Here is a 12,656-nt window from a genome sequence, read left to right on the forward strand (position 1 = left end):
GTAAACATATTTATATATTTTGTAAAAACCAATTTTTTTTATAGTTTTTTTGCATTTCATCCTATAAAATTAACATTTCATCGATTAAAAAAGTGCTAAATTTTAAAAAGCTAAATATACTAAAAACTGTTCTTTTTATACGCTTTATACCATCTTTCTGGTATTTTACCTTGACTAGCTTCCAAATAGTCTTCGTGTGTGCATGGTAATAACGTATGCTTTTTTAATTTATTATTAACATTTGGTAAAAAAGGAATTTCTATCCACCATCGTCCAGTTTTTATACTTTTATAAAATATAAGCTCTTCATCTTCAATAAGTACGTTGAACTTTTGATAATTATTTTCATCATCAAAATCATCATCATTTATTCTACAGTTAACGCCTTCAATGAAATACCATATCATCTGTGAGATCAGCATTGGAGTCGCATCTAACTCAGTAGTGGTTTTATATTCATATATTCCAAATGAAGATACTTTATTGCTAATTCCTGCATAACGGGAAATAGCACAGATTTCTTTTCCGTTAAATCCATTAGGTGAATATTTTTGCTTTGAACCAACTTCAGCAGCACGTACAGATTTTAAATCCATTGTTACAATGTGCGCATCACGCATAACAGGTTCTACCATATTAATATTATGGGTCACCTCTCCTAATCTGTAAGCTTCAAAATAAAGCTTATCCATTAAATCTATTTCTTCTTGTGAATTGAAATAGGTTTGATACCCAATAACTGAGTAATTAAATAAATTATAAGGTTGTTCTAAAATGATTTTCCCAAAGAAAGTATTGTTTTTCATTTCAACAGATGCATCTCCTAAATCAAAATTGCTATCTACATTAACAATGTTAACCATAGGAGCCATTGTATCATAAGCACGATAATTGGCATAAGTTAAATCTTGGCTTCCGCCTATTATAATAGGTATGATCTTTTTTTCAATTAAAACAGAAATAATTGTGCGCACTGCATAATACGTATCTTCAATAGTTGCTCCTGCAGGAATATCTCCTAAATCAGCAACAGCAGTATGCCAGTTTCCAGGGAAAAGAGAATATAACGATGTACGAATGGTATCAAAGTTTAATTCTTCTCCCATATAATTAACATCGTTTCGGTTTTCTTTAACACCAACGATTGCTAATTTAACGCCTTCTAAATCTGGAATGCCTTTTTGTGAGGAATGTATTTTAATTTTTTTGCCCAGCGCTTGTTCAGATAAAAGTTCGTTATGAGCTAATACTGCATCTGCAACAGGTGACAAGAAATTAAAATTCATTTAAATTACTTTTTAGTAGTGGCTTTCTTTTTTGTGGTTTTTTTCTTTGCAGCAGCTTTTTTCTTTGGCGTCTTCTTTTCAATTTCAGCTTTAGCTTGTTCTAAAGTCATTTCTGAAACATCAACAGTTTTTGGAAGCTCTACTTTTATTTTTCCTTTAAGAATATTGTGTCTTCCCCAACGTGCTTTTTCAACACGTATTCCTTCATCTTCCCAATTGTGGATGACTTTATCAATTTCTTTCTGAATCTTTTCTTCAATCAAGGTAACAATATCACTATCAGATAAATTATCCCAATCGTATTTTTTATTCACGTTAATGAACATATTGTTCCACTTAATAAATGGCCCAAAACGCCCTTTACCTTTTTGTACTGGTAAATCTTGAAACATATATATAGGAGCATCTGCTTCTTGTTTCTCTTTGATCAACTCAATAGCTATATCCATTTCAACATCCATAGGATTAGTTCCTTTTGGAAGCGAAACAAATTTCTTACCAAACTTTACGTAAGGTCCAAAACGACCATTATTAACTTCGATCTCTTCACCTTCATAAGTTCCTAATTGTTTTGGTAACTTAAAAAGCTCCATAGCTTCTTCATATGTAATGGTAGTTAATTGTTGATCTGGAGATAAACTTGCAAATTGAGGCTTATCTTCATCATCGACAGTGCCTATCTGAACCATTGGTCCAAATTTACCTAAACGAACACTTACTTGTTTACCTGTTTTTGGATCTTTTCCAAGAACACGTTCACCTGATTCACGATCGGCATTTGCTGCTACATCTTCTACTTTTGGATGAAAGTCCTTATAGAAAGCTTTCATCATTTTCTTCCAATCTTCTTTTCCTTCAGCAATTTCATCGAAATCTGCTTCAACTTTAGCTGTAAAATTGTAATCTAAAATTCCACCAAAATGAGTCACTAGAAAATCGGTAACAATCATCCCAATATCTGTTGGAACTAGTTTACCTTTATCACTATTTACTTTTTCAGTTAATGAATTATCTTTTATGCTTCCACTTTGAAGTACTAATTGTGTATAGCCTCTTTCAACCCCTTCATTAGCTCCTTTATCAACATAATTTCTATTTTGGATTGTAGAAATTGTTGGTGCATATGTAGACGGACGACCGATACCTAACTCTTCTAATTTCTTAACTAAAGCAGCTTCAGTATATCTGTAAGGCGGACGAGAAAAACGTTCGGTAGCTGTAATATAACTACTCAACAATCTCTCATTCACTTTCATTGCTGGCAACATGCCTTCTTGTTCTGTATCTTCGTCATCAGTACCTTCTAAATACACTTTTAAAAAGCCTTCAAAAGTAATAACCTCTCCATTAGCTGTAAATGTATTGTTATGTGTTGAGGCACTAATCTTCACATTAGTTCTTTCAAGTAATGCATCACTCATTTGAGATGAAATTGCACGTTTCCATATCAAATCGTATAAACGTGCTTGATCTCTTTCTACATCAACTGTATGTTTTGAAAAATCTGTAGGACGAATTGCCTCATGCGCTTCTTGAGCACCTTTAGATTTTCCTTTATAATTTCTTGGTTTACTAAATTGAGAACCATAAGCCGTTTCAATTTCTGCTTGCGCACCTTTTCGAGCATCATCAGATAAATTTACACTATCAGTTCTCATATAGGTAATCAAACCAGCTTCATATAAACGCTGTGCGTTTTGCATTGTTCTACTTACTGAGAATCCTAACTTTCTTGAAGCTTCCTGTTGTAATGTAGAAGTAGTAAATGGCGCAGTTGGTGATTTTTTAGCTGGCTTTTTTTGTAAATCTGAGACTTTAAAATCAGCGTTTGCATTAGATTCTAAAAATGAATAAGCATCTTCTTTAGATGAAAAATTCTTAGGAAGTTTCGCTTTAAATGTCTGTCCATCTTCATTTGAAAACTCAGCATCTATACGATAAGAAGCTTCTGCATTAAACTTATTAATTTCACGTTCACGTTCAACAATTAAACGTACTGAAACTGATTGTACACGACCTGCAGACAAACCTCCTTTCACTTTTCTCCATAATATAGGAGATAACTCATAACCAACAATACGATCTAAAACACGTCTTGCTTGTTGTGCATCTACCAAATCGTAATCTATACCTCTTGGGTTTTCAATAGCTTTTTGAATTGCCGTTTTAGTAATTTCATGAAATACGATACGTTTAGTCTTAGATTTATCTAAACCTAAAGTCTCAGCTAAGTGCCAAGCAATAGCTTCTCCCTCTCGATCCTCATCACTTGCTAACCAAACCATTTCAGCTTTTTTAGCAAGAGCTTTAAGTTTTTTAACAATATCTTTCTTATCGCTTGAAACTTGATATTTAGGGTCAAAATCACCTTCTACATCTACTCCTAATTCTTTAGAAGGTAAGTCTGCAATATGCCCAAAACTAGATTCTACTTTAAAATCTTTTCCAAGAAATTTCTCTATAGTTTTGGCTTTTGCTGGTGACTCTACAATGACTAAATTCTTCGACATATTTGATTTTTTCAGGCACAAATGTATGTGAAAAAAAATTTATCATCCTAATTTTTAAAAATTTCGATGACATTTTATCTTAAAAAAGTGTGTGTTTATCTATATAAAACCACATAAAAAAAAGCTTAAAAATCTAAGACACATATATATGACTTGATTTTTATTTAAGGATACATATAATTAATGACTTCTGGAAAACCTTCAATATTTAAAACAACTTCATTGCTACCATCCACTCGTAATCCTGAAAGATTAAATATTCTGCTTTGATTAAACACAGCTAAACATGCTTCCTCATTTGTAAAAACAAACTTCAAATAACGTTGCTCAGGTGAGGATTCGGCAACTTCTCCAGAATCAACCAACACCATACTCCATGTTTCTCCGTCACATCCACTAGCTGAGACTTCAATAGTTAGACAATCTTCATTAATATCAAAGCTAACTAATTGGTAATCGCCAGAAACTGCAGATTCAAAAAACACATTATCAATAATTACAGATTGACCGCAATTACTTTCTTGGATATCATCATCTTCATCGCATTGAGTATTCATTAATAATAACGGAAAACAAATACAGGCAATAATAGTTTTAGATAATTTCATAAGGTCTATTTCTAATTAGATACCTAAACTCATAAAAGGTTGCGTTATATATTCGAATTACCTTCAATTTTCGTGAATTCAGGTTCTTCAAACCCTATTACTTTTTTATAAATAAAATATAGAGGTATACTTACAAAGGATGCTGTAAAGAAAATACCAACAAAACACAATAACATACCAACAATCTCAGCAAGTAATCCAGCAACTATTATTAAACCAAAGGTTATGAACCACTTTTTATTACCCAATTCAAAACTCACCTTAAGTAAATTAGAAGCTGTTAAGTCTGGATTAAAAGCATAAATCACAATCAATAAACTCATTGGAACCATGACATAAATCAATGGAATAACGCATAATAATGTAGCGAGGATGGTAATTCCTAAATAAGCAAAGGCAATTGAAATGGTTTTACCAAGATATGGTCGTTTCAAAAAATAAAAATAATCTTCTTTACCAGATACATTCATATCATGCTGAAACATAATTCTAAAAAAAGCTGCTTTTAGACCAACAGTTATAACAGACAGTACAGCTACAACAATCAAATATGTTAAACCAAATACAAGAAGCATTAAAGGAGCTGCATCATCAATCATACTAGGATTAGCTTCTCCAGCTATACTAAAACCAATTAAAGGTATATAAATCAAAAATATTAATGGTATTGCAAATGCCATGGTTAACAACATTATTATTAATCCTTGTACCCAAACTTTCTTGAACAACTCTATGCTTTCATTAAAGATTTGGCCAAAATCAAGTTGTATTGCATTTTGAATTTTATGTTGAATTTCTGCTAATAACATGTATTTATATGTATTGGTTGAGATACCAAAGAAAACGAATTAATAACTAGTTTCAAAAGAAATTCCGCTCTGACACTTTGTCATATTTTTTAAATTTATCGTATCTTTGCATGCTTATTGAGTCTGGAACCCTTATATAATTGGATGTTCGCAGAAGCTGAAGACACCTATGGAAAAAACAATAGACGAAAGCAAACAAGGAGAATCTCTTATCCTCGAAGCTAAACAAGGAAATAATCGTAAACTTTTTATTGAAAGCTATGGCTGTGCAATGAATTTTAGTGATAGTGAAATTGTAGCTTCTATTTTGACAGAACAAGGATACAATACAACACAAAACCTTGAAGATGCAGATCTGGTTCTTGTGAACACTTGCTCAATTAGAGACAAAGCCGAACAAACCGTTAGAAAGCGATTAGAAAAATACAATGCCGTTAAACGTATTAACCCGAAAATGAAGGTTGGTGTTTTGGGCTGTATGGCTGAACGGTTAAAAACTAAGTTTTTAGAAGAAGAAAAGATTGTCGACTTAGTTGTTGGTCCAGATGCGTATAAAGACTTACCAAACCTTTTAGCTGAAGTTGATGAAGGTCGAGATGCCATTAACGTTATACTTTCAAAAGAAGAAACCTATGGCGACATTTCTCCAGTTCGATTAAATAGCAATGGCGTTTCCGCTTTTGTATCTATAACTCGTGGTTGTGATAATATGTGTACGTTTTGCGTTGTCCCTTTTACTAGAGGACGTGAACGTAGTCGTGATCCACAAAGTATTATTGAAGAAGTTAATGATTTATGGAATAAAGGTTTTAAAGAAATAACGCTTTTAGGTCAAAATGTAGACAGCTATTTATGGTATGGTGGTGGACTCAAAAAAGATTTCTCAAAAGCGAGTGACTTGCAAAAAGCAACTGCAGTTAATTTTACGGAATTATTAGAATTATGTGCCAAAGCACAACCAAAAATGCGAATTCGTTTTTCAACTAGTAACCCGCAAGATCTGACTTTGGATGTGATTGAAACCATGGCGAAATTCGATAATATTTGTAAACACATTCATTTACCTGTTCAAAGCGGAAGCAATCGTATTTTGAAAGAGATGAATCGTTTGCATACGAGAGAAGAATATTTTGAACTCATTGATCATATAAGACGTATTCTTCCTGAATGTTCTATTAGCCAAGATTTAATTGCTGGTTTCCCAACAGAAACGGACCAAGACCATAAAGACACGTTAAGTTTAATGGAGTATGTGAAGTATAACTTTGGATTTATGTATATGTATTCTGAACGACCAGGAACTATGGCAGAACGTAAATTGGAAGATGATGTTCCTCATGATGTTAAAAAGCGACGCCTTGCAGAAATTGTACAGTTACAGCGTGAGCTTGGAGAATTTCAAATCAAGAAATATTTAAATACCGAAGTTGAAGTCCTTATTGAACGTGAATCAAAAAAATCAAACGATCAATGGTCTGGAAAAACCTCACAGAATATTGTCGCTGTTTTTCCAAAGGAGAATTATAAGGTTGGAGAATTAGTTAACGTCACAATAAAAGATTGCACTACTGCAACACTTATTGGTGAAGCTACAGGGTATTCAAAAAATAATTAAGATAACAAATGGAATCAATACAAGCCATAAAACAACGTTTCGGAATTATAGGAAACAACCAAAAACTTAATCGTGCTATTGAAAAAGCGATTCAAGTATCACCTACTGATATTTCGGTATTGGTCACTGGAGAAAGTGGTGTTGGAAAAGAAAGTATTCCGAAAATCATACATCAATTATCACATCGTAAACACGGTAAATACATTGCGGTTAACTGTGGAGCAATTCCTGAAGGAACTATTGACAGTGAACTTTTTGGTCACGAAAAAGGAGCTTTTACAGGAGCAACTTCAACACGATCTGGTTATTTTGAAGTAGCAGATGGTGGAACTATATTTTTAGATGAAGTTGGCGAATTACCGTTAACTACACAAGTCCGTTTATTACGTGTATTAGAAAATGGTGAATTTTTAAAAGTTGGATCAAGTAAAGTTCAAAAAACAGACGTTCGTATTGTAGCTGCAACCAACGTGAATATGTTTGAAGCTATAAAAAAAGAAAAGTTTCGTGAAGATTTGTATTACAGGCTAAGTACTGTAGAAATTGCCATTCCACCTCTTAGGGAACGTCAAGAAGATATTCACTTACTATTTAGAAAATTTGCAAGCGACTTTGCACTTAAATATAAAATGCCAACCATTAAACTTAACGATGATGCCGTTGCTGTTTTATTAAAGTTTCGTTGGAATGGTAACATTAGGCAATTACGTAATGTTGCCGAACAAATTTCGGTACTAGAACAAAATCGAATCATAAGCGCAGCTTCACTTCGAAGTTACTTACCAAATGCGTCAACCAATCTACCTGCCGTAATAAATAATTCTAAAGCTGAAAGTGATTTTAGTAATGAACGTGAGATTTTATATAAGGTTCTTTTTGATATGAAAAGTGATCTTTCAGATCTTAAAAAACTCACAATGGAGTTAATGAAAAGTGGCAATGCAAATGAAGTTCAAAAAGACAACGAACACTTAATTGAGAAAATATATGGAGGCAATGAAAAAGAATCTTACGAAAATGATTTTCAAAATTTAGAAGTATTACCGCTTCCAGAAAATCAAGATACTTTTACAGAAACAATTGAAGAAAATTCACAAGACAAATATCATTTTGCCGAAGAGATTCAAGAAGAAGAAACGTTATCTCTACATGATAAAGAATTGGAACTTATCAAAAAATCATTAGAACGTCATAACGGAAAACGGAAGTTAGCTGCTGCCGAATTAGGTATTAGCGAGCGCACGCTCTATAGAAAAATAAAGCAATACGATTTGTAGAGTCAGATTATTTTTTTAATTTGACATTATGATTCTAAAACGCTTTATTTTTTTCACCCTGCTTATGTTTCTATTGTCATGTAATAGTGACCAGGAGGAGAATAATAGTATTCCTGAAGACACCACTCCGCCTGAAATCACCTTAATTGGTGATGCAACAATTAATCTTACTTTTGGAACAGCATATGCGGAACTAAACGCTACCGCCACAGATGATGTTGATGGTGACATTTCCTCAAATATTGTTATTGGCGGTGCAACTGTAAATTCGGATATACCAAACACCTATATCATTACCTATGATGTGTCTGATGCGGCAGGAAATGCTGCAGATCAAGTGTTACGAACTGTGAATGTCTTACCGGACTCAAATCAACCAGTTATAATGATCATTGGTGAAGCAACAATCGAACTGGCTTTTAGTGAAGCCTATGAAGAACTTGGAGCAGCAGCTGTTGATGATATCGATGGTGACATCTCTTCAGAAATAGTAATTGGTGGTGCAACTGTAGATTCGACTATACCTAACACCTATATCATTACCTATGATGTGTCTGATGCGGCAGGAAATGCTGCAGATCAAGTGTTACGAACTGTGAATGTATTACCAAACACAAGTCCTCCAGTTATAACACTCATTGGTGAAGCAACGATCGAATTGGCTTTTGGTGAAGCCTATGAAGAACTTGGAGCAACAGCTGTTGATGATATCGATGGTGATATCTCTTCAGAAATAGTAATTGGCGGAGATGTAGTAGACCCAAACGTTTCGGGCTCCTACGAAATTACATATAATGTTTCCGACTCATCAGAAAATGCTGCAGAACAAGTCATTAGAACTGTGAATGTAATTCCAGATACTAGTCCTCCAGTTATAACGCTCATTGGAGAAGCAACTATCGAACATACTTTTGGTGAAACCTATGAAGAATCTGGTGCCACAGCTGTCGATGATAGCGATGGTGATATCTCTTCAGAAATAGTAATTGGCGGAGATGTAGTAAATCCAAATATTTCGGGTTCCTACGAAATTACATATAATGTTTCCGATCAGTCTGGAAATATGGCTGAAGAAGTTGTTAGAATGGTCAATGTGGCTGAAGGATCGTCAAGTACCATAATAGCTGAATGTCATTTGTTCTCCTATAATTCCGGAGTCACATCACTTCGAGCTAAATTAAGATTTGATATTAATGGAAGAATTTCTTCTGTCGAAGAAGTCATTACAGGCACTGAATACTTTTATAATTTTGATAGTAATGGCAAACTAACTTCTATAATTGCCAATGGAACACCATTTATTGAGGTTTTTTATGATGCAAATGACAGAATCACTCAGATAAATGACAGAACTTTTGTATTCAATCCTATCATGTCTGATTACATAAACGACTTTAATTTTAATCTATCAAACGCTTACTCAAATGGTTATGATAATCATTATCTTGAGGACTCCAGCATTAGCAGTACAACACAAGGACTGAATATAGATTATACATTTAATGTTTTAACTGTCGAAGACACTGGCTATATACGTTATTTTAAGAAAGATCTTATCTTTAGAGTATCTAATGACGGAAGCACTTCCCTAATAACAAATCCAGACTTTGGTGTTTTAAATGTTTATAATATTAGATATGATGAAAATGATCTTTTACGCCAAATAGGAGTTGATTATAGCTATGAAGGTCTAGTTTATTGGAATTCGACGATTAACCCTTTACATCAAAGTCAAACCAATCTATTACAAATTTTCTCTTTTTTACAACCATATCGAGAATTGTACAAAACAAACATCTTGTTTAATATTCACTTGTTCTCTAATTTAAATATAAATCAGCATTATCTTGATGAAGGCCCTTACACTATGTATGGATTTGGATACTCCCTCAATAATTTAGGAATGCCTGCGTCTTCCACGCGTGCATATTTAGTAAATTCTGGAACTTGGTTGGTTTATAGTCACATTGAAGCCAATTATTATTATCAAGGCGATGAAATTCCCGATTAAATATTTTTTGAAAATTTTATGACAAACAGATTTTTAATAAGTTATTTTTGAAATTGCAAAATCATCTAAAAAAACACATGAAAGCAGTTGAAATATTCAGATTAAGAATGTCGTTTTCGCCTAACAGCTCTGAAACAATTAGAAAAGAAGCTGAAGATTTAATTAACGATAAACACTATAAAGGCTATCGATTAATAACCACTTCTTTTACGATTGAAGGTGGTTACATTTATGCTTTTATCACCATGAAACGTCCTAATACTTATTAATTAATGAAACAAATTAACTACATCATACTTCTTTTTTCATCAATCATTCTATTAGGATGTGGACCATATTCGTTTACAGGAACTTCAATTGCAGATAATATTGAAACGTTCCAAGTTAATTATTTTCAAAATTCTTCAAACCTAGTAGAACCAGGATTAGATAGAGATTTTACTTTAGCATTACAAGATTTAATCCTTAATCAAACCAATTTAAGTATTGTGAATTCTGGTGGTGACTTAGTTTATGAAGGTGAAATTACAGAATATCGCATTTCTCCTACAACTGCGCAAGCAAATAGTACTGCGGCACAGAACAGACTAACCATTGGTGTAAATGTTCGGTTTTATGACAAAAATGAACCTGAAGAAGAGTTTGAACAACGCTTCTCTTTCTTTTTCGATTATGAAGGTAGCGCACAATTAATAGGATCTCAAAAAGACACAGCAATAGAAGAAATTTTTGAACGTATCACTCAAGACATATTTAATGCTACCTTAGCTAAATGGTAATACTATTTTGAATACAACTGATTTCACATACATACTCCAAAACCCTCAGAATATTACTTCTGAGCAAACACAGCAATTGAAAGAATTAATTGTAGAGTTCCCGTACACACAATCAGCTAGAGCATTATATCTTAAAGGTCTTAAAAACAAAGACAGCTATAAATACAATCAAGAATTAAAAACGACAGCTGCTCACACAACAGATCGCAGTATTTTGTTTGATTACATAACTTCTGAAGCTTTTAATCAGAATGAGATTTCTCAGATTATCAAGCAAAACTCCGAACATCTCAAAGGCATGCTTGTCAATGAAGCCGATGACATTTCTGTAGACAAAAGTGTAACTATTGACGATGCTTTAAAAGAACATATAAAAAATACCGAAGGCGTTCTTGATCCTAACTTGTTTGAGGAAAAGTTAAAAAGAGAAGACGTCGCTAACTTTTTATCACTTAGAAATTCAACTCCAGAACAAGTCATTCTAGATATTGACGCAAAAAATATCGAAGAAACTCCTGAAGAAGCGTTACAAATAGGAAAACCATTAGACTTTGATAAATCTGAAACACATTCATTCTCAGAATGGCTTAAAATCACAAGTTTCAAACCGATTAACCGAGATGAAGAAAGTAGCGTTTTAGAAGAAAAAAGTGATACTAATTCTCAAAAAACTAAAAGTTCGGTAAGCAAAAAATTTGAACTTATTGACAAGTTCTTACAAAGCAACCCGAAAATAGTACCTTCTAAAGACACGCCTAAAATAGAGATTAAATCTGAAGACACAGTTAAGCATGATGGCTTAATGACAGAGACTTTAGCTAGAATTTATCTCGAACAAAAAAATTATGAAAAGGCAATTCAATCTTATAAAATTTTAAGTTTGAAATATCCAGAAAAAAGTGGTTTCTTTGCAGACCAAATTAAAGCAGTCAAACAATTACAAGAAAATAATACACAGAACTAATGAATACGTTTACTATATTTTTAATCCTTATCGTGCTTGTAGCATTTTTATTAATCGTTGTTGTTATGGTACAAAACCCAAAAGGTGGCGGATTATCATCTTCTTTTGGAGGTGGCGGAACACAACAATTAGGTGGTGTTAAAAAGACAACAGATTTCTTAGATAAAAGTACTTGGGCATTAGCAACCTTATTGTTAGCATTAATTTTAGCTTCAAACTTTGCTATTCCTGGTGCAGGAGGCGCTCAAGATTCTAAAATAATTAATGGCGATGACACAGAAATTTCAATTCCTGTAACAACACCAGATACTCCAGCGGAAGACACTGCAACTCCTGAAGGAGCTACAGAATAAAACGCACAAAACATATAATATAAAAAATGCCAACTTAATAGTTGGCATTTTTTATTTCTGCAAGTTTGTCAGTAAAAAAATAGCTGGCACATTTTTAGCATATCGCTTAAGCGTTAACAATAAACATTTAATTAAAAACTTATATAACAATGAGCTTAAATATTAAACCATTAGCAGACAGAGTTCTTATTGAACCTGTTCAAGCTGAAACAAAAACAGCTTCGGGAATTATTATTCCAGACAACGCTAAAGAAAAACCACAACAAGGAAAAGTTGTTGCTGTTGGTAAAGGCACAACAGATGAACCTATGACTGTTAAAACTGGTGACACTGTTCTTTACGGAAAGTATGCAGGAACAGAATTAAAGTTAGAAGGTAAGGATTACCTCATCATGCGTGAAAGTGACATATTAGCAATTGTTTAATCAACTTAAAAACTAGACA

The 12,656-nt window shown here is 33.1% G+C and carries 12 protein-coding genes; 8 read left to right on the plus strand and 4 right to left on the minus strand.

Translation table 11 applies throughout. The features are described from left to right. Nucleotides 1-119: 119 nt before the first annotated feature. From RH81_RS12760 to RH81_RS12775, 4 genes are all read right to left on the minus strand, one after another. Nucleotides 120-1,286 (minus strand): formimidoylglutamase, encoded by a 1,167-nt coding sequence (locus RH81_RS12760; RefSeq protein ID WP_033960907.1) that lies wholly within the window; start codon nt 1,284-1,286, stop codon nt 120-122. A 5-nt stretch (nt 1,287-1,291) separates the two neighbouring features. Beyond that, nucleotides 1,292-3,796: a type I DNA topoisomerase gene (gene topA, locus RH81_RS12765; protein WP_033960908.1), complete on the minus strand. Its 2,505-nt coding sequence runs from the start codon at nt 3,794-3,796 to the stop codon at nt 1,292-1,294. Nucleotides 3,797-3,960: 164 nt separating this feature from the next. Beyond that, a complete protein-coding gene (locus tag RH81_RS12770) occupies nt 3,961-4,404 on the minus strand; it encodes a hypothetical protein (protein WP_152604834.1) in 444 nt (147 codons plus the stop codon). Nucleotides 4,405-4,448: 44 nt separating this feature from the next. Further along, on the minus strand, nt 4,449-5,213 hold the full coding sequence (locus RH81_RS12775; protein WP_033960910.1) for a hypothetical protein: 765 nt from the start codon (nt 5,211-5,213) through the stop codon (nt 4,449-4,451). A 169-nt stretch (nt 5,214-5,382) separates the two neighbouring features. Between RH81_RS12775 and miaB the strand changes: the two genes are divergently transcribed. From miaB to groES, 8 genes are all read left to right on the plus strand, one after another. Beyond that, nucleotides 5,383-6,828 carry a tRNA (N6-isopentenyl adenosine(37)-C2)-methylthiotransferase MiaB gene (miaB, locus tag RH81_RS12780; RefSeq protein WP_033960911.1) on the plus strand — a complete coding sequence of 482 codons (1,446 nt, stop codon included), beginning with the start codon at nt 5,383-5,385 and terminating at the stop codon, nt 6,826-6,828. A gap of 8 nt (nt 6,829-6,836) precedes the next feature. Beyond that, nucleotides 6,837-8,105 (plus strand): sigma 54-interacting transcriptional regulator, encoded by a 1,269-nt coding sequence (locus RH81_RS12785; RefSeq protein WP_033960912.1) that lies wholly within the window; start codon nt 6,837-6,839, stop codon nt 8,103-8,105. A 64-nt stretch (nt 8,106-8,169) separates the two neighbouring features. After that, entirely contained in the window at nt 8,170-10,116 is a 1,947-nt protein-coding gene (locus RH81_RS12790; protein ID WP_161791991.1) for an immunoglobulin-like domain-containing protein, read from the plus strand. A 77-nt stretch (nt 10,117-10,193) separates the two neighbouring features. Next, complete coding sequence (locus RH81_RS12795) at nt 10,194-10,385, plus strand: hypothetical protein (RefSeq protein WP_033960918.1); 192 nt, start codon at nt 10,194-10,196, stop codon at nt 10,383-10,385. A gap of 3 nt (nt 10,386-10,388) precedes the next feature. Further along, nucleotides 10,389-10,895, plus strand: coding sequence for an LptE family protein (locus RH81_RS12800; RefSeq protein WP_033960920.1), 507 nt, complete (start codon nt 10,389-10,391; stop codon nt 10,893-10,895). Between the two features lie 7 nt (nt 10,896-10,902). Continuing rightward, nucleotides 10,903-11,859 (plus strand): hypothetical protein, encoded by a 957-nt coding sequence (locus RH81_RS12805; protein WP_033960921.1) that lies wholly within the window; start codon nt 10,903-10,905, stop codon nt 11,857-11,859. After that, on the plus strand, nt 11,859-12,212 hold the full coding sequence (gene secG, locus RH81_RS12810) for a preprotein translocase subunit SecG (protein WP_033960922.1): 354 nt from the start codon (nt 11,859-11,861) through the stop codon (nt 12,210-12,212). Before RH81_RS12805 ends, secG begins: the two co-directional genes overlap by 1 nt. Before the next feature lie 149 nt (nt 12,213-12,361). After that, on the plus strand, nt 12,362-12,637 hold the full coding sequence (groES, locus tag RH81_RS12815; RefSeq protein WP_033960923.1) for a co-chaperone GroES: 276 nt from the start codon (nt 12,362-12,364) through the stop codon (nt 12,635-12,637). Nucleotides 12,638-12,656: the final 19 nt, after the last annotated feature.

The organism is Psychroserpens jangbogonensis (genome assembly GCF_000797465.1).
Lineage (GTDB): Bacteria > Bacteroidota > Bacteroidia > Flavobacteriales > Flavobacteriaceae > Psychroserpens > Psychroserpens jangbogonensis.

Coding starts and splice junctions, on each gene's coding strand:
- RH81_RS12795 (WP_033960918.1), top strand. CDS start 10,194: ATGAAAGCAGTTGAAATATTCAGATTAAGAATGTCGTTTTCGCCTAAC.
- groES (WP_033960923.1), top strand. CDS start 12,362: ATGAGCTTAAATATTAAACCATTAGCAGACAGAGTTCTTATTGAACCT.
- topA (WP_033960908.1), bottom strand. CDS start 3,796: ATGTCGAAGAATTTAGTCATTGTAGAGTCACCAGCAAAAGCCAAAACT.
- RH81_RS12770 (WP_152604834.1), bottom strand. CDS start 4,404: ATGAAATTATCTAAAACTATTATTGCCTGTATTTGTTTTCCGTTATTA.
- RH81_RS12775 (WP_033960910.1), bottom strand. CDS start 5,213: ATGTTATTAGCAGAAATTCAACATAAAATTCAAAATGCAATACAACTT.
- miaB (WP_033960911.1), top strand. CDS start 5,383: ATGGAAAAAACAATAGACGAAAGCAAACAAGGAGAATCTCTTATCCTC.
- RH81_RS12760 (WP_033960907.1), bottom strand. CDS start 1,286: ATGAATTTTAATTTCTTGTCACCTGTTGCAGATGCAGTATTAGCTCAT.
- secG (WP_033960922.1), top strand. CDS start 11,859: ATGAATACGTTTACTATATTTTTAATCCTTATCGTGCTTGTAGCATTT.
- RH81_RS12785 (WP_033960912.1), top strand. CDS start 6,837: ATGGAATCAATACAAGCCATAAAACAACGTTTCGGAATTATAGGAAAC.
- RH81_RS12790 (WP_161791991.1), top strand. CDS start 8,170: ATGTTTCTATTGTCATGTAATAGTGACCAGGAGGAGAATAATAGTATT.
- RH81_RS12800 (WP_033960920.1), top strand. CDS start 10,389: ATGAAACAAATTAACTACATCATACTTCTTTTTTCATCAATCATTCTA.